Genomic DNA, 22441 nt, shown 5'->3' with positions numbered 1-22441 from the left:
CGCGTCGGGCGTATAGATGTGATACACGCTTCCGACGCAATAAAACTCCAAATTCCTACGTTCCAGCTATTGTTATCTATCGTCAGGCTTCTGCACTCCGGCGCAAGCTCTGGCGACTATGCAATGCTTTATGCAACAAGCATGCTCAAACTGCAGTGTCGGGAAAAAATAAACACTTTTTCTCTTTTTCGACCGCTGAGGCCTGATGTGGCTTGGGTCAAATGGCGATAAGGCGGCGTCCGACGGGTTGCATTTCGTTGCAAAGAGGCGTTTTCGTGGCAGGTGTGATCTTGAAACGTTACCGGTTAACACCTGTTGGGGTGGTCGGTGACGTTTTAGCGCACTAAAAGCATTCGCGTTGTGCAGTTTTGGTGCACAAGTGTTTAAAGGGTGTTGATTGAGCGTACTACGCGGTATTTCGGGTGTGCGTCTGTGGTTGCTGGCGTGATATGGGTACCAATCAAGGGTATCCTTCACTTCTGTCATTTGGTGGCTGATGAGTCTCATCGGGCGTTGAATTGAACTGAAATGAACGGTCAAACAGGAGAGCCCCCAGTGTTCGCTTTGGATACACGCCTTCAAGAGGATACCTGGCTGATAGGGGACTTCCCCTTGTGCCGCTTGCTGCTTTCCAATGATTCGAATTACCCCTGGTTCATTCTGGTGCCTCGTCGTGAGGGTATAACCGAATTATTTCAATTGGATGACCATGACCAGCAGCTGATGTGGGGTGAGACGACTGCCTTGGCGCGAGTGCTGAAAGACGTGTTCGGTGCCGATAAAATGAATGTCGCCACATTGGGTAATGTTGTCAGCCAGCTGCACATGCATGTGATTGTTCGTTATCAGGCTGACGTGGCCTGGCCCGGGCCGGTTTGGGGCAAACATCCTGCACAACCGTATACGCAGGTAGATGTATGCGCTGTCCGGGACAGGCTCGCGTCGGCTTTTGACGCTGGTTTCACTTTTTCGGAGGGCTGATTGTGACGCTTGAAGCGCGAGTAATGGATCTTGAAAGTCGTTTGGCTTTTCAGGATGACACCATTCAGGCATTGAATGATGTGCTGGTGATGCAGCAGAACGCAGTAGATCGTTTGCAGATGCAGATGGCCGCGCTGCTCAAACGCCAGGAAGAAATGGGCGGGCAGTTCGAGTCATTTGAGGAAGAAGCGCCGCCTCCGCACTATTAAGTCTTTTGCGCAGGCAAAAAAAACCGCGACCGGCTTGGCTGGTCGCGGTTTTTTTTGGGCTGAAATCAGCGGCGCGGCAGCGCTGCGATCACGTCTTCAGCTTGTAGGCCTTTGTCGCGGTTCATAACGGAGAACTCGACGCGTTGCCCTTCCACCAGAACCCGGTGGCCTTCGCCGCGAATGGCGCGAAAGTGAACGAAGATATCATCGCCGGAATCTCGGGAGATAAACCCGAAGCCCTTCGAGGTGTTGAACCACTTTACAGTCCCTGTATCGCGGTTGGTCATGTCATAACTTTGCGAAGACGTCGAAGGTGACGATTTGTAGAAGCTGACAGCCAGATGAAGCAATACCGCGATCACTGCCGGAGTAAGGCCCAGCAGAACAGCGGGCTGGTCACCGATCGGCAACAGCAGGCCGAACAGGGTAAGGGTTTGCAGTACAACGGAAAGCACCAGAAGGGCGCTGACCAGGTTTTGCAGTTGGTGACGCGGGCCTTTATTCCAGAACGGAATGACTGGAGCCAGTGTCAGGTTCAACAGGCCAAAAAAAGCCAGATAAAGAGCATCAGGGTGTTGGAGGTAAGGTAGTGCTTCAGATTGCAGGCTGGGAATAAAGGACAGCAGCAAAGCCGCTGCACCCGTTAGCAGGTGGACGATTTTCAACATTTCAATTGACTCACATTAAGATGGATCGCAAGGAAGAGCTGATGGCGCACGGTTCGCTTCAGAAAAAAATGGAGGCGCTGGACACGTGCGGTCATCAGCCTATGCGTCCTCGCCATAGGCTTGGAAAGGGCGACACGCTGCCTATTTAACAGCAAAGCTCGGGCCTACTCAAATTAAGCGTATTGAGACATCTGTAGGCGCTCCTGCAGGGTGAGTGCCTACTAAATTCTTAATTTCATGAAAGCCGTGTCCTAGACACATGTAGTCCATTGTTTGCGGGCTGCGCGTGTGATGCTGTCTGGCAGTTACTAAGTGTAAATGCGGCTAGAGTCGACGTGATGACAACCGTTGGTCGTGAGCTTTTATTTTTTTGGTGTGGCGGTTATGGGGGAGGGTGGTTGTGCTATCCGGGGAGCGTGTTGGTGTGTGAGTCGGTACTTTGCGCAGGCGCGTAATAGTCTGTCCGGGGGTTGGTGTATGGAAGTTTGCGCGGGGCGGTATAAGTGAGTGCGTAAAGGTGTGCACTTTCAAGTTGTATTCAGTATTCGTCTTCGTGTTTGCCCGTCGGCGTATTTAGAGTCGTCTGGAAGTGGTTGTTGAAGAGGGGGGTGTCATTCCCTTTTACTATTTGGCTGCCCATGCCCCGCAGCCTTGTGGTCAGGCCGTTCGCGAGGCATCCGGGTTCGCCCATATTCTCCGGGGGCGACGAGAGCCCTCCTACAGGTATGAGGGTCTGGTCCGCTGGATATGAATTTTTACATATTGTTTTATGAGGTCAGTTCTTCAAAAAAATACTGATCGATTTTAATAGTGTGCAAAGGAGTGCTTTAACAATGGGACGATTGATTCGGCAAGAAAACGCAGGCGGTAGGTTACTGCAGAGAGTTGGGGTTGATCCCGTAGTGCTTGATTTTGGCATGACCCTGGCCCGGCCACTTTCACGCTCAGTCAGGTTGAATGGTTTTGCCACCTGTTTAAGGCTCGAAGAGGTGTATTGGGAAGTTCTGTCCGATATTTCGCGTATTAATGATTGTTCAATTAATACACTGCTGTCTTACATTGACCGTGAAGTGCACTTGCGGCATGGGGGGGTGAAAAATTTCAGCGGGCTCATTCGGGTTGTCTGCGTCATGCATTTATTGAAGGCGGCACGGAATTCTCGGGGGGTGGGGCAAGAACAGGTGTTTGTAGGATGAGGGGGTGTGGCTGGCTGCAGGAGGGCGTTCGATGGCTTGTAATCGCACAATATTTATGATGCATTTGAGGCGTTCTGGCTGCTCATGCGGCTGCAATGGCTCGATTTACCATATATAATCTCGCCCTTTGCTGCGTGGCCCTCTTTAAGGGTTGCCGCTAACGGATTGTCGAGACGCGCCAATGCCCATGTACGATTACCAATGTGCTTCCTGTGGTCATCAACTGGAAGCCATTCAAAAGATCAGCGCTCCACCGCTGGTTGATTGTCCTGCCTGTCAGGCACCTGAACTGAAGAAAATGCTGTCCATGCCAGGCTTTCGCCTCAGCGGTACAGGCTGGTACGAAACAGACTTCAAGACAGGCTCGAAAAAGAATCTGGCAGGCGGCGACAAATCCGACTGAGGTTGAAGGAACGCAGTCAGAACACAAGCGGTCTCTTGCATTGTTACCAGCACCGTCGGTGCGCAAGACCTCCACCGAATTTCGAATTACGAGAAGTGAAACCACTACCATGATGCGCAGCCATTATTGCGGCCAACTGAACGAAAGCCTGGAAGGCCAGGAAATTACCCTTTGCGGATGGGTCCATCGTCGCCGTGACCACGGTGGGGTGATTTTCCTCGATATCCGTGATCGTGATGGTCTGGCCCAGGTGGTGTTTGACCCGGATCGCGCCGAGACGTTTGCTGCCGCTGACCGTGTGCGCAGTGAGTACGTGGTAAAGATCACCGGTAAGGTGCGTCTGCGTCCGGCCGGTGCTGGCAACGCCAACATGGCGTCGGGCATGATCGAAGTGCTGGGTTACGAGCTGGAAGTATTGAACGAAGCGGAAACCCCGCCGTTCCCGCTCAACGAGTTCTCCGATGTTGGCGAAGAAACCCGCCTGCGCTATCGCTTTATCGACCTGCGTCGCCCGGAAATGCTCGAGAAGCTGCGTCTGCGTTCGCGCATGACCACCAGCATCCGTCGCTTCCTGGACGAAAACGGCTTCCTGGACGTTGAAACACCAATCCTGACCCGTGCCACGCCAGAAGGCGCACGTGACTATCTGGTGCCAAGCCGTACCCACGCCGGTTCTTTCTTTGCCTTGCCGCAATCGCCACAGCTGTTCAAGCAGCTGTTGATGGTTGCCGGTTTTGACCGCTACTACCAGATCGCCAAGTGCTTCCGTGACGAAGACCTGCGTGCCGACCGTCAGCCTGAGTTCACTCAGATCGACATCGAAACCAGCTTCATGAACGAAGCCGAGATCATGGGCCTGACTGAAGAGATGATCCGCAACCTGTTCAAGGAAGTGCTGGGTCTGGAATTCGGTGAGTTCCCGCACATGACCTGGGAAGAGGCCATGCGCCGTTTCGGTTCCGACAAGCCTGACCTGCGTAACCCGCTGGAACTGGTTGATGTTGCCGATCAGCTCAAGGATGTGGAATTCAAGGTGTTCAGCGGCCCGGCCAACGACCCTAAATGCCGTATCGCTGCCCTGCGCGTTCCCGGCGGCGCGAGCATGCCGCGCAAGCAGATCGACGATTACACCAAGTTTGTCGGCATCTATGGTGCCCGCGGTCTGGCGTACATCAAGGTCAACGAGCGCGCCAAAGGTGTTGAGGGTCTGCAATCGCCGATCGTCAAGAACATCCCTGAAGCCAACCTCAATGTGATCCTGGATCGCGTTGGTGCGGTTGATGGCGACATCGTGTTCTTCGGTGCCGACAAGGCCAAGATCGTCAGCGAAGCCCTGGGCGCCCTGCGTATCAAGGTTGGTAACGATCTGAACCTGCTGACGTGCGAGTGGGCACCGATGTGGGTTGTGGACTTCCCGATGTTCGAAGAAAACGCTGATGGCAGCTTCAGCGCCTTGCATCACCCGTTCACTGCACCAAAGTGTTCGCCGCAAGAGCTCGAGGCCAACCCGGCTACCGCGCTGTCCCGTGCCTACGACATGGTGCTCAACGGTACTGAGTTGGGTGGCGGTTCGATCCGTATCCACCGCAAGGAAATGCAACAAGCGGTCTTCCGCCTGTTGGGTATCAATGAAGCTGAACAGGAAGAGAAATTTGGCTTCCTGCTGGACGCACTGAAATACGGCGCACCACCCCACGGTGGTTTGGCGTTCGGTCTGGACCGTCTGGTGATGCTGATGACCGGTGCCCAGTCGATTCGTGAAGTGATTGCCTTCCCGAAAACCCAGAGTGCTGCCTGCGTCATGACTCAGGCTCCGGGTGTGGTTGATAACAAAGCGCTGAGCGAGTTGCACATTCGTTTGCGCGAACAGCCTAAGGCTGAGTAAAGCTGGCCCTCAAAGGCGCATCTCCGGATGCGCCTTTGTCATTTGGGTCGAGAATTTTTATTGCCGGGTCAAGCCAGAGGTGAAACCGGGCAAGGTTTTTAAAGGGATTCGGAGTGCGTTATGGCAGGTCATTCTAAGTGGGCGAACATCAAGCACCGCAAAGAGCGTCAGGATGCCAAAAAAGGCAAGATTTTCACCAAGTGGATACGTGAGCTGACCGTAGCTGCCCGCCAGGGTGGTGCTGAGCCGGGCTCCAACCCGCGTCTGCGTCTGGCGCTGGACAAGGCCCTTGGTGCAAACATGAGTCGCGACATTATCGATCGCGCAGTCGCCCGCGGTGCTGGTGCGGCTGATACCGACGATATGGTCGAGCTGAGCTACGAAGGTTACGGTCCCGGCGGCGTTGCCGTGATGGTTGAGTGCATGACCGATAATCGTAACCGCACCGCAGCGGCTGTACGTCATGCGTTCAGCAAATGCGGCGGCAACCTTGGTACTGACGGTTCGGTCGCGTATCTGTTTGAGCGCAAGGGCCAGATTACCTATGCGCCTGGCGTTGATGAAGAGGCCTTGATGGACGCTGCAATGGAGGCAGATGCCGACGACGTGGTGACCAACGAAGACGGTTCCATTGACGTATTCACTTCGTTCTCAAGCTTTTATGCGGTTCGCAACGCCCTGGAAGCAGCGGGCTTTGCTCCGACTGATGCCGAGATCGTTATGTTGCCAACCACCAGCGCCGAACTGGATCTGGAAGGGGCTGAGAAGGTGCTCAAGCTGATCGACATGCTTGAGGACCTGGATGACGTACAAAACGTATATTCCAACGCTGAAATTCCTGACGCCGTCCTGGAACAGCTTGGCTGATACCTGGGTTGCGTCAATCAAGAGGCCGGAGGTGTACCGTCGCGATGATCGCGGCGCTGTGCACCTCCGGCTTCTGCCTTTAAGCTGTCCGGGTATGTGCCGGTGGGCGTCACTTCATAAGCTGTAGGCGTTATGACTCTTATTCTTGGTATTGATCCTGGTTCGCGAATCACCGGTTATGGCGTGGTGCGAGACACCGGGCGTGGCTGTGTGTATGTGGCTTCGGGGTGTATTCGCACGGGGAGCGGCGAACTGCATGAGCGGTTGCAGATCGTCTATCGCGGGGTGCGTGAGGTTATTCAGACGTACGGCCCTGTCACCATGGGCATCGAAAAGGTGTTTATGGCGCGCAATGCCGATTCGGCACTCAAGCTGGGTCAGGCCAGGGGTGCGGCCATTGTCGCCGGGGCCGAAGAAAGCCTGGAGATCGCCGAGTACTCGGCAACCCAAGTCAAGCAGGCCGTGGCAGGCACCGGTGGTGCCAACAAGGAACAGGTAATGATGATGGTCATGCATCTGCTCAAGCTGACCAGCAAACCGCAAATCGATGCGTCGGATGCGCTGGCGATAGCCTTGTGCCATGCGCACACGCGCTCAAGCCTGTTGCCCCATGGCCTGGGCGCGGCGCGTAGCCGTGGTGGGCGTTTGCGGCTCTAGGGCGCGATTTTTAACGTTATTAAGCTTGCTGGCAGGGCGCCATCTGTAATGATGCGGCTCTGTCGTTCTAGTTGTCAGCCATTGATCTGGCCAGAGAAAAGGATCTGAAACGTGATTGGACGCTTGCGCGGCACTCTGGCTGAAAAACAGCCGCCGCACCTGATTCTGGATGTAAATGGCCTGGGCTACGAGCTGGAAGTGCCAATGACCACGCTCTATCGGTTGCCGTCCATCGGCGAGCCTTTGACCCTGCATACCCATCTGGTTGTTCGCGAAGACGCCCAGTTGCTCTATGGTTTCATTGGCAAGCGTGAGCGCGACTTCTTCCGTGAGCTGATCCGGCTCAACGGCGTCGGCCCCAAACTGGCGTTGGCATTGATGTCTAGCCTGGAGGTTGATGAGCTTGTTCGTTGCGTTCAGGCCCAGGATACCTCGGCCTTGACCAAGGTTCCGGGTGTCGGCAAGAAGACTGCCGAGCGCCTGCTGGTCGAGTTGAAAGATCGCTTCAAGGCGTGGGAGCAGGTACCGAGCATGTTTGCCCTGGTTCCCAATCAGCCGGATGCGCCGGTGCAAGTGGCCAGTGCCGAGAGTGATGCGGTCAGCGCCTTGATTTCTTTGGGCTATAAACCTCAGGAAGCCAGCAAGGCGGTTTCCGCGATCAAGGATAAAACGTTGAGCAGTGAAGACATGATCCGCCGCGCCCTTAAGGGGATGATTTAAGTGATTGACGCTGATCGTTTGATAACCGCTGCCCCAAGCGGGCGGGACCGGGAAGAAGTTCAGGATCGGGCAATTCGCCCTTTGAGCCTGGCCGACTATATTGGTCAACCAACAGTGCGTGAGCAGATGGAGCTGTTCATCCAGGCCGCGCGCGGGCGCTCGGAATCGCTGGACCATACGCTGATTTTTGGTCCGCCGGGGTTGGGCAAGACCACGCTGGCCAACATCATTGCCCAGGAAATGGGGGTGTCTATCAAAAGCACCTCAGGCCCCGTGTTGGAGCGCCCGGGTGATCTGGCGGCCTTGCTGACCAATCTTGAGCCCCATGATGTGTTGTTCATTGATGAGATCCATCGCCTGTCACCCATTGTCGAAGAAGTGTTGTACCCGGCAATGGAAGACTTTCAGCTCGACATCATGATTGGCGAGGGTCCGGCTGCACGCTCGATCAAGCTCGACTTGCCGCCTTTCACTCTGGTGGGGGCGACGACGCGGGCCGGGATGCTGACAAACCCGTTGCGCGATCGTTTCGGGATTGTTCAGCGACTGGAGTTCTACAGTACTGATGACCTGGCAACGATTGTCAGTCGTTCGGCCGATATCTTCGGTCTGCCGCTCGACCCGGAAGGGGCTTACGAAATTGCCCGCCGGGCTCGCGGTACACCCCGGATCGCCAATCGTCTGTTGCGTCGTGTACGAGATTTTGCCGAAGTGCGGGCCAAGGGGCATATCACCAAACCCGTGGCTGACCTGGCGTTGAACCTGCTGGATGTTGATGAGCATGGTTTTGATCATCAAGACCGGCGTTTGCTACTGACCATGATCGAGAAGTTCGATGGTGGGCCTGTGGGCATTGACAGTCTGGCTGCCGCGATCAGTGAAGAGCGGCATACGATTGAGGATGTGCTGGAGCCGTATCTGATTCAGCAGGGCTACATCATGCGGACCCCGCGAGGGCGTGTAGTGACCCGGCATGCGTATTTGCACTTTGGCTTGAATATTCCTTCGCGCTTGGGTGATATGCCTGTGGTAGACGAATTCCTGAATGCTTTGGACGATTAATAAGCGGTTCATGACCGATTTTTTCAAGGTTTTTGCTGTCTCAAGTGCTGGCGCTGAAAATCTTGGCTCATAAAGCTCAAGAAGCGTGAAAAACAGTGGTTTGGCGGATTGGCAACCTGAGGAGTAAGCACTAGAGTATGCGCGCGCAAAACAGGCTTGAGCCGTTCGCACATCGCTGTCGCGTTTATTACGAGGACACCGATGCGGGTGGCGTCGTGTATTACGTAAATTATCTAAAGTTTATGGAGCGGGCTCGAACCGAAAGGCTGCGGGAGCTGGGCTTTGCCCAATCCGAGTTGGCAGGCGAGAATCTGTTATTTGTCGTGCATTCCAGCGAGGCGCGCTACCACGCGCCGGCGCGACTGGACGACGAACTGTTGGTAAGTGCGCAAGTAACAGAACTCAACCGTGCCAGCCTGCGATTCAAACAGCAGGTCTGGCGGGCTGCAGATGCAACGCTGCTCTGTGAAGGGCAGTTTTTGGTGGCCTGTGTGCGCGCCGATAGTTTCAAACCCCGGGCCATTCCCGAAGCTTTACGTACGGCCTTTGCCGACGTGAGCGGCGCGGGTAAACATTTAGAGCAGGAGATAAAGCGTGGAAGCTAACGTCGTCGACCATTCCTCCATGTGGAGCTTGGTCAGCAATGCCAGCATTGTTGTGCAGTTGGTAATGTTGACCCTGCTGGCCGCATCGGTTACCTCGTGGGTCATGATTTTTCAGCGCAGCACCATGCTGCGCGCCGGTCGACGTGCCCTGGAAAGCTTTGAAGAGCGTTTCTGGTCGGGTATCGACTTGTCGAAGCTGTATCGTCAGGCAGGTAGCAATCCGGACCCGGACTCCGGGGTTGAACAAATCTTCCGTGCCGGTTTCAAAGAGTTTTCCCGTCTGCGTCAGCAGCCGGGTGTCGATCCTGAAGCGGTGATGGAAGGCGTGGCGCGTGCCATGCGTGTAGCGATTTCCCGCGAAGAAGAAAAGCTTGAACAAAGCTTGCCGTTCCTGGCCACCGTGGGTTCCGTCAGCCCGTATATCGGTTTGTTTGGTACGGTGTGGGGGATCATGAACTCCTTCCGTGGCCTGGCAACTGCACAGCAAGCAACGCTTGCAACCGTGGCGCCGGGTATTGCCGAAGCACTGATCGCAACGGCCATTGGCCTGTTCGCTGCCATCCCGGCAGTTATTGCTTACAACCGTTTTGCTGCGCGTAGCGAAACGCTGATCAGCCGCTACTACACCTTCGCCGACGAATTCCAGGCGATCCTGCACCGCAAAGTGCACACCAGCGAAGAATAAGCAGGTAATTTCCAATGGCTTTAATCGCTCGAGCTCGCAAAAAGCGCAAGCCGGTCGCCGAGATGAACGTAGTGCCTTACATCGACGTGATGCTGGTGCTGCTGGTCATCTTCATGGTGACCGCTCCGATGCTCAATCAGGGTGTGAAGGTTGATTTGCCCAAGGTCTCCAGCGAGGCTTTGCCGCAAGACAACAACACCCAGGTCCTGACCATTTCGATCAAGGCTGACAAGACCTATTTCTGGAACCTTGGCAGTGAAGTCGATACCGACAAGCAGATGGACAAGGCTATGACCTTGCCCCAGATGACTGACGCGGTGACCAAAATCATTCGCGCAGGCAATGAAGGCGGCAAGCACACCCAGGTCTTTATTCGCGGTGACAAGACTGTGGATTACGGAGCGGTAATGGGTGCCATGGGTGGCCTGCAGAAGGCCGGAGTCGGTAACGTTGGCTTGATAACCGAGGCTCCCTGATGCGCGAACAGCGGGAGCCGTCCGCCTCTGAAAACTTTTTTTGGCCTACAGTCTGGGCGGTAGGGCTGCACGTTCTGATTTTTGGCATGCTGTTCGCCAGCTTTGTCATGACTCCGGAACTGCCGCCTTCCAAGCCGATTGTTCAGGCAACCTTGTACCAGCTGAAGTCAAAAAGTCAGGCGACCACCCAGACCAATCAAAAGATTGCGGGTGAGGCGAAAAAATCTGCTGCGCGTCAGACCGAAGTCGAGCAGATGGAACAGAAGAAGGTTGAGCAGGAAGCTGTAAAAGCCGCGGAACAAAAGAAGGAAGAGGCTGCCGAAAAGGCTGCGGACGCCAAGAAGGCTGACGAAGCCAAGGCGAGCGAGGCCAAGAAAGCAGACGAGGTGAAGAAGGCTGATGAAGCCAAGAAAGCCGACGATGCCAAAAAGGCTACAGACGCCAAAAAAGCCGAAGAGAAAAAGCTGGCTGACATAGCCAAGAAGAAATCTGAGGAAGAGGCCAAGAAGGCCGCGGAAGAAGAGGCCAAGAAGCAGGCCGCTGAAGACGCCAAGAAAAAAGCTGCTGAAGATGCGAAGAAGAAAGCTGCCGAAGACGCCAAGAAAAAGGCTGTAGCAGACGAGGCGAAGAAGAAAACCGCCGAAGATGCGAAGAAAAAGGCGGCTGCTGATGCAGCCAAGAAAAAGGCCGTAGAAGCAGCACGTAAATCGACCGAAGAGAAAAAGGCGCAAGCCCTGGCCGATTTGCTTTCCGATACGCCGCAACGCCAGCAAGCCTTGGCAGATGAGCAGGGTGATGAGGTCGCCGGCAGTTTCGATGACCTGATTCGTGCTCGCGCCGCAGAAGGGTGGGCTCGTCCGCCGTCAGCGCGCAAGAACATGACAGTGGTGCTGCAAATTGGCATGTTGCCAGATGGCACGGTGACGTCTGTGACGGTTGCCAAATCCAGTGGTGACGGGCCGTTTGATAGCTCGGCTGTGGCAGCGGTCAAGAATATTGGCCGTTTAACGGAAATGCAGGGTATGAAGCCCAGCGATTTTAATCCTTATCGATCATTCAAGATGACATTCACACCTGAGGATCTAGCCTTGTGATTAAACTTTTTCGAGGACTGCTGGTCGTCGTCTGCTGCCTGGCAGGGATGGCTGTAGCAGATGAAAAGAACATTCTGGTCACCAGTGGCAGTGACCGGGCGACGCCCATTGCCGTAGTACCTTTTGGTTGGCAGGGCGGCACCGTGTTGCCGGACGACATGGCTGAAATCATCGGTAATGACCTGCGCAACTCGGGTTACTACGCGCCGATTCCAAAGCAGAACATGATTGGCTTGCCGACGCAGGCCAGCGAAGTCATTTTCCGCGACTGGAAAGCTTTGGGCGCCCAATACGTAATGGTCGGTAATATCGTGCCGGCAGGCGGTCGCCTGCAGGTGCAATATGCCTTGTTCAACGTTGCAACCGAGCAACCTGTCCTGACCGGCAGTGTGTCGGGCACGGCTGAGCAGTTGCGGGACATGGCGCATTACATCTCCGATCAGTCGTTTGAAAAGCTGACCGGTATTAAAGGTGCATTCTCTACCCGTCTGCTTTACGTGACGGCCGAGCGCGCCAGTGCGACCAACACCCGTTACACCCTGCAGCGCTCTGACTACGACGGTGCTCGCGCCGTTACCCTGCTGCAATCCCGTGAGCCGATCCTGTCGCCGCGCTTTGCACCCGATGGCAAGCGCATCGCTTATGTATCGTTCGAGCAGAAGCGTCCGCGCATCTTCATGCAGAACATTGATACCGGTCGCCGTGAGCAGATCACCAACTTTGAAGGTCTGAACGGTGCACCAGCCTGGTCGCCGGATGGCTCCAAACTGGCGTTCGTATTGTCTAAAGACGGCAATGCCGAGATCTACGTGATGGATCTGGCTTCCCGTGGGCTGACTCGCGTAACCAACAACCCGGCAATTGATACCGAACCGTTCTGGGGTAAAGATGGTTCTACCATCTATTTCACCTCTGACCGTGGCGGCAAACCGCAGATTTACAAAACCAATGTAGGCAGCGGTAACGCAGAACGCGTGACGTTTATCGGGAACTACAACGCCAGCCCTAAGCTTTCGGCTGACGAAAAGACCCTGGTAATGATCCATCGTCAGGACGGTTTCACCAATTTCCGTGTTGCGGCGCAAGATATTCAGCGCGGAACCGTGAAAATCCTCACAGATACCAACCTTGATGAGTCTGCTACTGTCGCACCCAACGGCACCATGGTAATCTACGCCACCCGCCAGCAGGGCCGGGGAGTCTTGATGCTCGTGTCTATTAATGGACGCGTAAGGCTCCCTCTTCCTACCGCTCAAGGCGAAGTCAGAGAACCTTCCTGGTCCCCTTACCTGAACTGACGTGGTGATAGCTGTACGTTGCATATAACACTTGGGGTTCATTAGGAGTTTTACGATGGAAATGCTGAAGTTTGGTAAATTTGCTGCGCTGGCACTGGCCATGGCTGTAGCTGTAGGTTGCTCGTCCAAAGGCGGCGACAATGCCGGTGAAGGCGCTGCTGTTGATCCAAACGCTGGTTACGGCGCAAACACTGGCGCTGTTGATGGCTCCCTGAGCGAAGAAGCTGCTCTGCGCGCTATCACTGTTTTCTACTTCGAATACGATTCTTCGGACCTGAAACCAGAAGCAATGCGCGCTCTGGACGTTCACGCTAAAGACCTGAAAGCTAACGGCGCTCGCGTTGTTCTGGAAGGTAACACTGACGCCCGTGGTACTCGTGAGTACAACATGGCACTGGGCGAGCGTCGTGCGAAAGCCGTTCAACGCTACCTGGTACTGCAAGGTGTTTCTCCAGCACAGCTGGAGCTGGTGTCCTACGGTAAAGAGCGTCCAATCGCTACTGGCAACGACGAGCAGTCGTGGGCTCAAAACCGTCGCGTCGAACTGCGTAAGTAATTCGTCATGCGAACGTGCCGCCGTGCTGTAACTATTCTGACTCTCAGCCTCATGCCGCTTGCGGCATGGGCTGCGGTTCCTGTGGTCGATGACAACTCTGGCTATAACAATAGCGGGGGGAGTTATCCATCACCGGGTTATGGTGCGAGCGGCGCCTATGCCGGGGGAGGGGTTTCGGCCCCTGTCTCGGCACAGGGCGAGCTGTTCAACCAGCTGCAACAAATGCAGGAACAGATTGCGCGCCAACAGGGCGTTATCGAAGTTCTGCAAAATGATATTTCGCGCATGAAACAAGAAAGCCTGGAGCGATACCAGGAACTTGATCGGCGTATTGGTTCTGGCGTTGCTCCGGCCGCCACACCTGATAATTCTTCTGCTGGTGGTGCTAATGCCGCCGGTAATACAGCAGCGCCTGCACCTCAGGTTGCTGCGAGTTCCGAACCTGGTGATCCAGCGAAAGAAAAGCTCTATTACGATGCTGCTTTCGACCTAATCAAAGCCAAGGATTTCGACAAGGCCAGCCAGGCGTTTACTGCCTTTCTGCGCAAATACCCAAACAGCCAGTATGCGGGCAATGCCCAATACTGGTTGGGTGAAGTGAATCTGGCCAAAGGCGATCTGCAAGCCGCCGGCCAGGCCTTTGCCAAGGTGAGCCAGTTGTATCCAAAGCATGCCAAGGTGCCGGACTCACTCTATAAGCTTGCTGATGTAGAGCGCCGCCTGGGTCATACCGACAAGGTAAAAGGCATCTTGCAGCAAGTGGTCGCGCAGTATCCGGGAACGTCGGCTGCACAGCTGGCGCAACGCGATCTGCAGCGCATGTAGCGCATACGATGCATTCATCGAGAAACCCGCGCCTGTCGCGGGTTTTTTCGTTAGAATTCACGCCCTTTTATGAAATACGCTCTTCTGAGTCATGCGTAAGCAGATTCCTTGGAGTGCCTGACGGAGGCGGACAGCCTGTTTAGCTGTTACGCCCGTGGCGGATATGCAAGACACATTGAGAATTACCGAAGTTTTTTACTCGTTACAGGGTGAAACGCGAACGGCTGGCCTGCCCACCGTTTTTGTACGCTTGACCGGCTGCCCTTTGCGCTGCGGGTACTGTGACAGCGCTTACGCCTTCAGCGGCGGGACTGTGCGCCCCCTCGACGACATTCTTGAGCAAGTTGCCAGCTTTCGCCCGCGCTACGTGTGCGTGACGGGGGGTGAGCCCCTGGCCCAGCCCAATGCAATTCCCCTGCTCAAGCAACTCTGTGATGCGGGCTACGAAGTCTCGATTGAGACCAGTGGCGCACTGGATATCTCGGCAGTCGACCCGCGCGTCAGTCGCGTTCTGGACTTGAAAACCCCGGGTTCCAAAGAGTCTCACCGCAACCTTTACGAAAACATTGCCTTGTTGACGCCCAATGATCAGGTCAAGTTTGTGATCTGTTCACGGGAAGATTACGACTGGGCGGTGTCCAAGTTGATTGAGTATGGTTTGGAGCGGCGTGCAGGCGAAGTGCTGTTTTCGCCGAGCCACCATGACTTGCCGGCCCGTGATCTCGCGGACTGGATCGTGGCGGACAACCTGCCAGTACGCTTGCAAATGCAGCTGCACAAATATCTGTGGAACGACGAGCCGGGGCGCTGAAATGACTGAACAAACTGTTGTCACCGAAAAAAGAGCCGTAATCCTGCTGTCTGGTGGTCTCGACTCGGCGACTGTTGTGGCCATGGCCCGCGCTGAAGGCTACAGCTGCTACACCATGAGCTTTGATTACGGCCAGCGCCACCGCTCTGAACTCGACGCTGCTGCGCGTGTAGCGCGTGATCTGGGTGCGATCGAACACAAAGTCATAGGCCTGAACCTGGACGGCATTGGCGGCTCGGCGTTGACCGACAGCTCTATCGACGTGCCTGAGACACTTGGCGAGGGAATCCCGGTTACCTACGTACCTGCGCGTAACACTGTATTCCTGTCTTTGGCGTTGGGTTGGGCGGAAGTGCTGCAAGCGCGAGATATCTTCATTGGCGTCAATGCGGTGGATTACTCGGGCTACCCGGATTGCCGCCCTGAGTTTGTTCAGGCTTTCGAGATCATGGCTAACCTGGCGACCAAGGCTGGGGTCGAGGGGCAGGGGTTTCGCATCAAGGCACCACTGCAGAACCTGAGCAAGGCGCAAATCGTACAAGCCGGTATAAAGCTTGGTGTGGACTACTCGCTGACTGTTTCTTGCTACCAGGCTGACAGCCAGGGCCGTGCGTGCGGCAAGTGCGACAGCTGCCGTCTGCGTGCAGAAGGCTTCGCAGCCGCTGGAATTACTGACCCAACCCGTTATTTTTGAATTATTTCGAATTTAATTCGAACAAGGTGTTGAATTCTCGTTAGAAATCAGTATTATACGTCCCACAACGAAGCGGGTCGTTAGCTCAGTTGGTAGAGCAGTTGGCTTTTAACCAATTGGTCGTAGGTTCGAATCCCACACGACCCACCATATGCAACACCAAAACAGCCGGTCTAATCCTCAGGATTAACCGGCTTTTTTGTGCCTGTGATTTGGCTGCTCTGCTCAGTAGTGCAGGGAAAGCGACGTCTGCACGCCGCTTTCTCTGGCTCATCGTTGATCAGTGCTCTTGCTCAAGGCTCTTTTTGCGAAGTACAGGGGCATGCTCAGGCGTTTCGTCGCTCTCCACAATCGGCACTTCCTTGCCATCGCAGTCGAACAGTTTGCCATCGCGGAATACATCACCATCGTTGAGCCCGCAGATGTCCCGGTGGAACAGGATGCGATCGCTGGCAGCAACGAATACCGATTGCTGGTCGGAGTTGCCGGCCCGCAGATGGTTGAACAGCAGGTTGAGCAGGATGGCCATGATCGCGGCCGAGCTGATGCCGGAGTGGAAGATGGTCTCGAACCAGCTCGGGAAGTTGTGGTAGAAGTTCGGCGCTGCAATCGGGACCATACCGAAGCCGATCGATGTGGCCACGATGATCAGGTTCATGTTGTTTCGGTAGTCCACCTGCGCCAGGGTGCGGATGCCGCTCGCCGCTACGGTGCCGAACAGTACCAGGCCGGCACCCCCGAGGACGGCGGTGGGCACGGCGGCGACCAGTCGCCCCATCACCGGCAGCAGCCCCAGGGTCACCAGGATCAGGCCCGCAGTGGCAACCACGTAGCGGCTCTTGATGCCGGTCACGGCGACCAGCCCAACGTTCTGTGCAAAGGCACTCTGGGTGAAGGAGCCAAACAGGGGCGCCAGGGCGCTGGAAATCATGTCTGCGCGCAGGCCGTCGCCAAGGCGTTTTGCGTCGACCTTGGTTTCGATGATTTCCCCGACGGCGATAATGTCTGCAGAGGTCTCGACCATGGTCACGATGATCACGATCAGCATCGACAGGATGGCGGCGAGACGGAACTCCGGCATGCCGTAGTGCAGCACTTCGGGCAGTGCGACCAGAGGACCTTCGAGCACCCGGGAGAAGTCGGCCATACCAGCGGCTGTCGCCACCAGTGTGCCGATAACGATCGCCAGCAGGATCGACAGGCGCGAGATGCTGGCGCTGCCCAGCTTGCTGAGCAGCAACACAAAGAGCAGCGTGATGGCCGCCAGGCCAATGTTGGCCATGCTGCCAAAGTCGGCTGCCTGGCTGTTGCCGCCCATGGCCCAGCGTGCCGTGACCGGCATCAGGGTCAGGCCAATGGTGGTGATGACGATGCCCGTCACCAGCGGCGGGAAGTACTTGGTGATGCTCGAGAACAGCGGCGTAATCAGCAGGCCGATCAACGACGCCACGATCACCGCGCCAAATACCACCGGTAGCCCGCCAGTGCCGTCGCTGCCGATAATGGCGACCATGGTGGCGACGCCGGCGAAGGACACCCCCTGCACCAGAGGCAGGCGACAGCCAAAGAAGGGAATCCCAAGTGTCTGCAGCAAGGTGGCCAGGCCTCCGGCGAACAGCGATGCGGCGATCAGCAGGCCCACGTCGGCAGACGTAAGCCCGGCAGCCTGACCGATGATCAGGGGGACAGCGATGATGCCCCCGTACATGGTCAGCACATGCTGAAGACCGTAGGCCAGGTTGGCGCCAGTACCGAGGTTCACGTCTTCTGGACGGGTTGAAGCGGAAGAAGTCATGGTGAGTAGCTCTCTTTTGTTATTTTAGAGGTATCTAACAGCACGTTCTCAGTCGCATTCGATGAGTTCTTTGGGGGCGAAGTAGCTGCACGGGCCGTTGCACGCAACGGCCTGTGCGGGTCACTCGCCGCTGACCAGCTGGCGGGCCAACCGGTTGTGGCGTTCCAGTACCAAGGGCAAGTCGACGGTGGTGAGGCGGCCGTCCCGGACCACTACACGGCCATTGATCACGCTGGTGTCGACATGGGTAGGGGTGCAGAACACAAGCGCTGCCAGCGGATCGTGATGGGCGCCGGCATAGGCCATATGGCCAAGGTCGAAGGCGACGAAGTCCGCCACCATGCCGGGTGCCAGGGCGCCAATATCATTACGGTTGAGCACCTTGGCGCCGCCCAGCGTGGCAATTTCCAGAGCCTCGCGAGCGGACATCGCATCGGGGCCAAAACCGACACGCTGCAACAGCAGGGCCTGGCGCACCTCGCCGATCATGCTGGCGCCATCGTTGGAGGCCGAACCGTCGACACCCAGGCCCACCGGAACACCGTGGTCGCGCATCTTGCGGATCGGCGCGATCCCCGAGCCCAGGCGCATGTTCGAGCACGGGCAGTGGGCGACCCCGGTGCCGGTGCGCGCGAACAGTTCAATGCCGTGCTGGTCCAGTTGCACACAATGGGCGTGCCAGACATCGGGGCCGACCCAGCCCAGGTCTTCGGCGTACTCGGCCGGCGTCATGCCGAACTTTTCGCGGCTGTAGGCGATGTCGCTGACGTTCTCCGCAAGGTGCGTGTGCAGCGACACACCGTAGTGGCGCGCAAGAACGGCTGATTCACGCATCAGGTCGCGGCTCACCGAAAAAGGTGAGCAGGGCGCCACGACCATGCGCAGCATCGAGCCATGGCTGGCGTCGTGGTAGTCCTCGATCAGGCGCTGGGACTCCTTGAGGATATAGCTCTCTTTCTCCACCACTGAGTCGGGCGGCAGTCCGCCCTGGCTACGGCCTACGCTCATGCTTCCCCGTGCAGCGTGGAAGCGCATGCCGATTTCTGCGGCGGCATGGATGCTGTCGTCGAGCTTGCAGCCGTTGGGATAGATATAGAGGTGGTCACTGGAGGTGGTGCAGCCAGAGAGCATCAGCTCAGCCATCGCCGTCTGGGTCGATACCGCGATCATTTCAGGCGTCAGTCGCGCCCAGATGGGGTACAGGTTGGTCAGCCAATTGAACAGCTCGCCGTCCTGTGCCGCCGGCACTACGCGGGTGAGGCTCTGGTACATGTGGTGGTGGGTGTTGACCAGGCCTGGAATGACCACTTTCCCGGTCATGTCCAGAATCACATCGGCCTGTTGGGGCAGCGTATCGGTCGGGCCGACCTGCTTGATCAGGTTGCCCTCGATGAACAGTCCGCCTTGCCTGATCTCCCGGCGATCACCATCCATTGTTACCAAAAGCTCTGCATTCTTGATCAGTAAAGTCTTTGGCATGTGTATTCATCCTTGATTTTAGTTTGGTTCCAACCTGGCTCTGTCGTAGGCACAGGTTTCTGCCTGCCAAGCCAGTGCAACCAGGCACTGTGTGGGTGCAATTTGTGGCTGACTGGATCAGCCAGTGCCCACACAGGGTGCATGTCCAAGGGTGTTGGCACCTGATCCTCTTCACTTGCAAGCCTTGGGCCACCAACAGGCCTGCGCCAATTCGGGCTTCGACCAAGGGCGAGAGCAGGTTCCAGGTGGGACGGCGGAGGGAGCGGGAAAGAGACGAGCTCGTCGCCCATGCGGTAGCACAAGCAAGCATCGTGGTGAGCTTTGAACGCCATTCGCAGATGACGCGCGATGGGTTCGAGCTGCTGTGGGTGTCTCATGGTTTTAGACCGTCGCAATACGCATCGGCGAATACCGGTGTCGTAGGCGCGAAATTATGTAACCAGATTTACAAAAAATTGTATACAGAAAAAGCATGCCCTGATGGCCATCAAGATGTACGCCGGGAAAGGGCAGCCTGCGAAGCTGCGCCTGTGGTTCGCGCGGCATAACCCCGTCATGGGGTGTATCCGGATCCCAAGGAATTTCAGGTGCCCGCAACTATCAGGCAGTTGTGGCCAATGGAGGAGGGGAGCTCAAAGAGGCGATGGCACATAACCTCACAGGGGGGTTATGTGTCTCAGGAGGGGGAGGGTCGAGCTTCAGATCAGCTTTCAGGAGGGGTGACAGGCTCGAGCGCGGCGGCTTCCACCAGCTTCAAGCGGTCGGCTTTGCTGATGTATTTGTCCTTTTTTTGCGGTGCCAGTTTGGCGTTGGCCTTTTTGGCGTGAGCCTTTAACAACTGGATGATTTTTTTACGACGATTCATGCTTTTTACTCGGCTTGTAAATTCTTGAAGGGGTTCAGCTGGATAGTGAAGAGCTCGCCCGCACCTGCAATTGTGGCGTCAGGATGATCGACTCGCTGGGCTCGCCGTTTATGCGCTTGAGCAATAACTCCACGGCATGTTGGCCCATCTGTGCCAGCGGCAGACGCACGCTGGTGAGCGGCACGATCAGTTCGTTGGCCAGCGCAATGTCGTTGAAACCCACCACGGCGATGTCCTTGCCCGGCATCAGCCCCTTGTCACGCGCAGCCCCCATCAGGCCGATGGCCAGGAAGTCGTTGACGGCAAAAAACGCCTGAGGCCGCGGGGTGAGCCCCAGCAGGTACTCGCCCTGCTTGTGCCCGGTGAGGCTGTCGAAAGGGCCGTTGAGGGTCCATTCCGGGCGCAGGGTGATGCCTTGCTCGCGGTAAAAACGGGTAAACCCCCGGGTGCGATCAGCCCCGGTGGACGCATAGCGCTCGCCCGCCAGAATCGCCACATCGCGAAAGCCCAGCCCGTACAGGTGTTCGGCCGCCAGCCAGCCGCCCAACTCATCATCGCTGCACGCTGCCACATGCCCGGCAATCTGCCGGCTCACCAGCACGTAGGGAATGTTTTTGCGCGACAGCAGCTCAAGCAGGGGCTGGTTTTCACCCACATGGGAGTCACCCACGATCAACCCGGCCACCGAGCGGCGCAAGGCATGCTCGGCACGGGCCATCTGACGCGGCTGCTGGTCGTCGGTGTTGGACACGAACGTGAGGTAACCGGCCTGCTCGGCCGTGCTGTCGATGCTGTCGTAAATGGTCGCCATCACCAGGTCGGTAAGGCGCGGCATGAGCACGCAGATTTCCTGGCTTTTACGCAACTTCAGGTTGGATGCCTGCGTGTTCGGTCGATAGTCCAGCTCTTTTGCCAATGCCCGAATACGCGCAACCACCTCGGCCGACGCCGCTCGCTCGACGCCGGCAGGGTCGCCATTGAGCACCCGCGACACCGTGGAAACGTGCACGCCCAGTGCAGTCGCCATGGACTTCAGAGTAGCGGGGCGAGATTGATTCGGCATGTGTGAGGGGTTTCCAGCAGTCTGTTATTCAGCGCGCGAATTCTACCCGAACAGGACGCGATTTCCCGGAAATAAATCTTTACCCAAACGTTTGACTAAAACTTTTCTTCGCCCTACATTTCGCCAACCCAAACGTTTGGGTAAAACAATAAAAATACGCCGACACCGGCCGACTTTTTGACTTCTGCCATCACTTGAAGAGTCAGATCCTTATGAACCACCCAGTGATTCCGTCTTTCCGCTACCAGATTTTCTTCCTGATCATGCTGATGGCGCTGCTCAACTACATTGACCGGGGCGCGATTGCCTATGCTTCGGCGAGCATTCTCCCCGAGTACGGTTTCGACAAGGCCGACTGGGGCAATGTGCTGGGTTACTTCGGTTACGGTTACATCCTCGGGGCACTGGTCGGCGGCATTCTGGCTGACCGTTTTGGCGCCAGGCGTGTCTGGCTGATTGCCGGTGCCACCTGGTCGATCTTCGAGATCGCCACCGCGTTTGCCGGTGACTTCGGGCTGGCCTTTCTGGGTGGTTCGGCCATGGCCGGTTTTGCCACGATCCGTGTGATGTTCGGCTTTGCCGAAGGCCCGGCCTACTCGGTGATTAACAAGAGCGTGGCCAATTGGGCCACGCCCAAGGAGCGCGGGTTTGTGGTGTCGGTCGGCCTGCTCAGCACACCGCTGGGTGCGTTGCTGACCGCGCCGGTTGCGGTCGGCCTGCAAACCCTGACCGGGGACTGGCGCAGCATGTTTGTGGTGCTGGGCGTGGTCAGCCTGGCGCTGCTGATTTTCTTCATGACGCGCTTTACCAACACCCCCGATGAAAACCCGCGTGTGTCCAAGGCTGAACTCGATTTCCTGCGCAAGGAGCGGGCCGAAGCCGTCAATGCCTCGACCCCCACCACCAGCGTTGCGCCGGTCTGGCACTTCTTCAAGAACAAGGACTTGCTGCTCAACGCCGTCGGTTACTTCTCGTTCGTGTACGTGACCTTCCTGCTGCTGACCTGGACCCCCAAATACCTGCAGGACGAGTTTCACTACAACCTGTCATCGCTGTGGTACATGGGCATGATCCCGTGGACCGGTGCCTGCTTCACCGTGCTGCTGGGCGGCAAGATCTCCGACGTGCTGCTGCGTCGCACCGGCAATCTGAAAGTGGCCCGCAGCTGGCTGGCCGCGACCTGCCTGTTGTTGACCACGCTGTGTTTCATCATGGTCTCGCAAGCCCAGACCGTGTGGGGTGTAATTGCCCTGATGACTCTGGCCAACGCCCTCAACGCGCTCCCCAATTCGGTCTACTGGGCCGTCGTGATAGATACCGCGCCTTCCAACCGCGTGGGCGCCTACAGCGGCATGACCCACTTTATTGCCAACACCGCGTCGTTCATCGCCCCCATGCTCACCGGCTACCTGACGGTTCGTTACGGCTACTCGTCGATGTTCGTGGCCGCAGCGGTGGCCACGGCCCTGGGCATGAGCGCGATGCTGATGGTACGCCCCGGCGGTCGTCAGGCTGCCCCTTCCCCTATACCCGCAGTTGTTTGATGG

24 protein-coding genes and 1 tRNA gene are annotated in these 22441 nt (G+C 56.7%); 20 read left to right on the top strand and 5 right to left on the bottom strand.

What is annotated here, in order from left to right; genetic code table 11:
* The first annotated feature begins 555 nt into the window (after positions 1-555).
* Positions 556-981 (top strand): HIT family protein, encoded by a 426-nt coding sequence (locus BLW11_RS21170; protein WP_048359694.1) that lies wholly within the window; start codon positions 556-558, stop codon positions 979-981.
* A 2-nt stretch (positions 982-983) separates the two neighbouring features.
* Positions 984-1190, top strand: a complete 207-nt coding sequence (locus tag BLW11_RS21165; protein ID WP_003441212.1) for a SlyX family protein — start codon at positions 984-986, stop codon at positions 1188-1190.
* A gap of 65 nt (positions 1191-1255) precedes the next feature.
* On the opposite strand, the gene BLW11_RS24215 is transcribed toward BLW11_RS21165, so the two are convergent.
* On the bottom strand, positions 1256-1858 hold the full coding sequence (locus tag BLW11_RS24215) for a cold-shock protein (RefSeq protein ID WP_048359693.1): 603 nt from the start codon (positions 1856-1858) through the stop codon (positions 1256-1258).
* Between the two features lie 833 nt (positions 1859-2691).
* On the opposite strand from BLW11_RS24215, the gene BLW11_RS21155 reads away from it, so the two are divergent.
* The 17 genes from BLW11_RS21155 to BLW11_RS21075 all read left to right on the top strand — a co-directional run bounded on the left by BLW11_RS21155 (position 2692) and on the right by BLW11_RS21075 (position 15842).
* On the top strand, positions 2692-3054 hold the full coding sequence (locus BLW11_RS21155) for a ribbon-helix-helix domain-containing protein (protein ID WP_048359692.1): 363 nt from the start codon (positions 2692-2694) through the stop codon (positions 3052-3054).
* Between the two features lie 181 nt (positions 3055-3235).
* A complete protein-coding gene (locus tag BLW11_RS21150) occupies positions 3236-3457 on the top strand; it encodes an FmdB family zinc ribbon protein (protein ID WP_048359691.1) in 222 nt (73 codons plus the stop codon).
* A gap of 109 nt (positions 3458-3566) precedes the next feature.
* Positions 3567-5342: an aspartate--tRNA ligase gene (aspS, locus tag BLW11_RS21145; RefSeq protein WP_048359690.1), complete on the top strand. Its 1776-nt coding sequence runs from the start codon at positions 3567-3569 to the stop codon at positions 5340-5342.
* 120 nt (positions 5343-5462) lie between these two features.
* Positions 5463-6209: a YebC/PmpR family DNA-binding transcriptional regulator gene (locus BLW11_RS21140; RefSeq protein ID WP_048359689.1), complete on the top strand. Its 747-nt coding sequence runs from the start codon at positions 5463-5465 to the stop codon at positions 6207-6209.
* Between the two features lie 132 nt (positions 6210-6341).
* Complete coding sequence (ruvC, locus tag BLW11_RS21135) at positions 6342-6866, top strand: crossover junction endodeoxyribonuclease RuvC (protein ID WP_048359688.1); 525 nt, start codon at positions 6342-6344, stop codon at positions 6864-6866.
* Between the two features lie 111 nt (positions 6867-6977).
* The gene (gene ruvA / locus BLW11_RS21130; protein ID WP_019823258.1) at positions 6978-7586 is read left to right on the top strand and encodes a Holliday junction branch migration protein RuvA; all 609 of its coding nucleotides are present in this window, start codon (positions 6978-6980) and stop codon (positions 7584-7586) included.
* Entirely contained in the window at positions 7587-8648 is a 1062-nt protein-coding gene (ruvB, locus tag BLW11_RS21125; RefSeq protein ID WP_048359687.1) for a Holliday junction branch migration DNA helicase RuvB, read from the top strand.
* A 137-nt stretch (positions 8649-8785) separates the two neighbouring features.
* Positions 8786-9253 carry a tol-pal system-associated acyl-CoA thioesterase gene (gene ybgC, locus BLW11_RS21120; RefSeq protein ID WP_048359686.1) on the top strand — a complete coding sequence of 156 codons (468 nt, stop codon included), beginning with the start codon at positions 8786-8788 and terminating at the stop codon, positions 9251-9253.
* Positions 9243-9938, top strand: a complete 696-nt coding sequence (gene tolQ, locus BLW11_RS21115; protein WP_016782231.1) for a protein TolQ — start codon at positions 9243-9245, stop codon at positions 9936-9938. Before ybgC ends, tolQ begins: the two co-directional genes overlap by 11 nt.
* Before the next feature lie 23 nt (positions 9939-9961).
* Complete coding sequence (gene tolR, locus BLW11_RS21110; RefSeq protein WP_162200692.1) at positions 9962-10414, top strand: protein TolR; 453 nt, start codon at positions 9962-9964, stop codon at positions 10412-10414.
* The gene (gene tolA / locus BLW11_RS21105) at positions 10414-11508 is read left to right on the top strand and encodes a cell envelope integrity protein TolA (protein ID WP_048359685.1); all 1095 of its coding nucleotides are present in this window, start codon (positions 10414-10416) and stop codon (positions 11506-11508) included. The genes tolR and tolA overlap by 1 nt, the downstream gene beginning before the upstream one ends.
* A gap of 47 nt (positions 11509-11555) precedes the next feature.
* Positions 11556-12806 (top strand): Tol-Pal system beta propeller repeat protein TolB, encoded by a 1251-nt coding sequence (gene tolB / locus BLW11_RS21100; protein ID WP_241486130.1) that lies wholly within the window; start codon positions 11556-11558, stop codon positions 12804-12806.
* 55 nt (positions 12807-12861) lie between these two features.
* The gene (gene pal / locus BLW11_RS21095) at positions 12862-13362 is read left to right on the top strand and encodes a peptidoglycan-associated lipoprotein Pal (RefSeq protein ID WP_003441254.1); all 501 of its coding nucleotides are present in this window, start codon (positions 12862-12864) and stop codon (positions 13360-13362) included.
* Between the two features lie 6 nt (positions 13363-13368).
* Positions 13369-14187, top strand: a complete 819-nt coding sequence (gene ybgF / locus BLW11_RS21090) for a tol-pal system protein YbgF (protein WP_048359683.1) — start codon at positions 13369-13371, stop codon at positions 14185-14187.
* Positions 14188-14350: 163 nt separating this feature from the next.
* Complete coding sequence (gene queE / locus BLW11_RS21085; protein WP_048359682.1) at positions 14351-14998, top strand: 7-carboxy-7-deazaguanine synthase QueE; 648 nt, start codon at positions 14351-14353, stop codon at positions 14996-14998.
* Between the two features lies 1 nt (position 14999).
* Positions 15000-15692: a 7-cyano-7-deazaguanine synthase QueC gene (queC, locus tag BLW11_RS21080; RefSeq protein ID WP_048359681.1), complete on the top strand. Its 693-nt coding sequence runs from the start codon at positions 15000-15002 to the stop codon at positions 15690-15692.
* 74 nt (positions 15693-15766) lie between these two features.
* Positions 15767-15842 (top strand) — tRNA-Lys (locus tag BLW11_RS21075).
* 130 nt (positions 15843-15972) lie between these two features.
* Here BLW11_RS21075 and BLW11_RS21070 read toward each other — a convergent pair.
* The 4 genes from BLW11_RS21070 to BLW11_RS21055 all read right to left on the bottom strand — a co-directional run bounded on the left by BLW11_RS21070 (position 15973) and on the right by BLW11_RS21055 (position 20894).
* Positions 15973-17487, bottom strand: a complete 1515-nt coding sequence (locus BLW11_RS21070) for a nucleobase:cation symporter-2 family protein (protein WP_048359680.1) — start codon at positions 17485-17487, stop codon at positions 15973-15975.
* Positions 17488-17607: 120 nt separating this feature from the next.
* Positions 17608-18966, bottom strand: coding sequence for an 8-oxoguanine deaminase (locus BLW11_RS21065; protein WP_048359679.1), 1359 nt, complete (start codon positions 18964-18966; stop codon positions 17608-17610).
* A 703-nt stretch (positions 18967-19669) separates the two neighbouring features.
* Complete coding sequence (locus BLW11_RS21060) at positions 19670-19831, bottom strand: DUF2986 domain-containing protein (RefSeq protein WP_074836888.1); 162 nt, start codon at positions 19829-19831, stop codon at positions 19670-19672.
* Between the two features lie 34 nt (positions 19832-19865).
* On the bottom strand, positions 19866-20894 hold the full coding sequence (locus BLW11_RS21055; RefSeq protein WP_048359678.1) for a LacI family DNA-binding transcriptional regulator: 1029 nt from the start codon (positions 20892-20894) through the stop codon (positions 19866-19868).
* 212 nt (positions 20895-21106) lie between these two features.
* Here BLW11_RS21055 and BLW11_RS21050 point away from each other — a divergent pair, with 212 nt between their 5' ends.
* Positions 21107-22438, top strand: a complete 1332-nt coding sequence (locus BLW11_RS21050; protein ID WP_048359677.1) for an MFS transporter — start codon at positions 21107-21109, stop codon at positions 22436-22438.
* Positions 22439-22441: the final 3 nt, after the last annotated feature.

Source organism: Pseudomonas deceptionensis, from assembly GCF_900106095.1.
Lineage (GTDB): Bacteria > Pseudomonadota > Gammaproteobacteria > Pseudomonadales > Pseudomonadaceae > Aquipseudomonas > Aquipseudomonas deceptionensis.
The sequence above is the reverse complement of the archived record's forward strand: the minus strand, read 5'-3'. Positions and strand labels throughout refer to the sequence as shown.

What these genes read in the sequence shown, in the direction of transcription:
- ybgF (WP_048359683.1), top strand. Translation starts at nt 13,369, where the DNA reads ATGCGAACGTGCCGCCGTGCTGTAACTATTCTGACTCTCAGCCTCATG.
- queE (WP_048359682.1), top strand. Translation starts at nt 14,351, where the DNA reads ATGCAAGACACATTGAGAATTACCGAAGTTTTTTACTCGTTACAGGGT.
- aspS (WP_048359690.1), top strand. Translation starts at nt 3,567, where the DNA reads ATGATGCGCAGCCATTATTGCGGCCAACTGAACGAAAGCCTGGAAGGC.
- BLW11_RS21140 (WP_048359689.1), top strand. Translation starts at nt 5,463, where the DNA reads ATGGCAGGTCATTCTAAGTGGGCGAACATCAAGCACCGCAAAGAGCGT.
- BLW11_RS21150 (WP_048359691.1), top strand. Translation starts at nt 3,236, where the DNA reads ATGCCCATGTACGATTACCAATGTGCTTCCTGTGGTCATCAACTGGAA.
- BLW11_RS24215 (WP_048359693.1), bottom strand. Translation starts at nt 1,858, where the DNA reads ATGTTGAAAATCGTCCACCTGCTAACGGGTGCAGCGGCTTTGCTGCTG.
- tolB (WP_241486130.1), top strand. Translation starts at nt 11,556, where the DNA reads ATGGCTGTAGCAGATGAAAAGAACATTCTGGTCACCAGTGGCAGTGAC.
- ruvC (WP_048359688.1), top strand. Translation starts at nt 6,342, where the DNA reads ATGACTCTTATTCTTGGTATTGATCCTGGTTCGCGAATCACCGGTTAT.
- tolA (WP_048359685.1), top strand. Translation starts at nt 10,414, where the DNA reads ATGCGCGAACAGCGGGAGCCGTCCGCCTCTGAAAACTTTTTTTGGCCT.
- BLW11_RS21155 (WP_048359692.1), top strand. Translation starts at nt 2,692, where the DNA reads ATGGGACGATTGATTCGGCAAGAAAACGCAGGCGGTAGGTTACTGCAG.
- ybgC (WP_048359686.1), top strand. Translation starts at nt 8,786, where the DNA reads ATGCGCGCGCAAAACAGGCTTGAGCCGTTCGCACATCGCTGTCGCGTT.
- queC (WP_048359681.1), top strand. Translation starts at nt 15,000, where the DNA reads ATGACTGAACAAACTGTTGTCACCGAAAAAAGAGCCGTAATCCTGCTG.
- pal (WP_003441254.1), top strand. Translation starts at nt 12,862, where the DNA reads ATGGAAATGCTGAAGTTTGGTAAATTTGCTGCGCTGGCACTGGCCATG.
- BLW11_RS21065 (WP_048359679.1), bottom strand. Translation starts at nt 18,966, where the DNA reads ATGCCAAAGACTTTACTGATCAAGAATGCAGAGCTTTTGGTAACAATG.
- BLW11_RS21070 (WP_048359680.1), bottom strand. Translation starts at nt 17,487, where the DNA reads ATGACTTCTTCCGCTTCAACCCGTCCAGAAGACGTGAACCTCGGTACT.
- BLW11_RS21050 (WP_048359677.1), top strand. Translation starts at nt 21,107, where the DNA reads ATGAACCACCCAGTGATTCCGTCTTTCCGCTACCAGATTTTCTTCCTG.
- BLW11_RS21060 (WP_074836888.1), bottom strand. Translation starts at nt 19,831, where the DNA reads ATGAATCGTCGTAAAAAAATCATCCAGTTGTTAAAGGCTCACGCCAAA.
- BLW11_RS21055 (WP_048359678.1), bottom strand. Translation starts at nt 20,894, where the DNA reads ATGCCGAATCAATCTCGCCCCGCTACTCTGAAGTCCATGGCGACTGCA.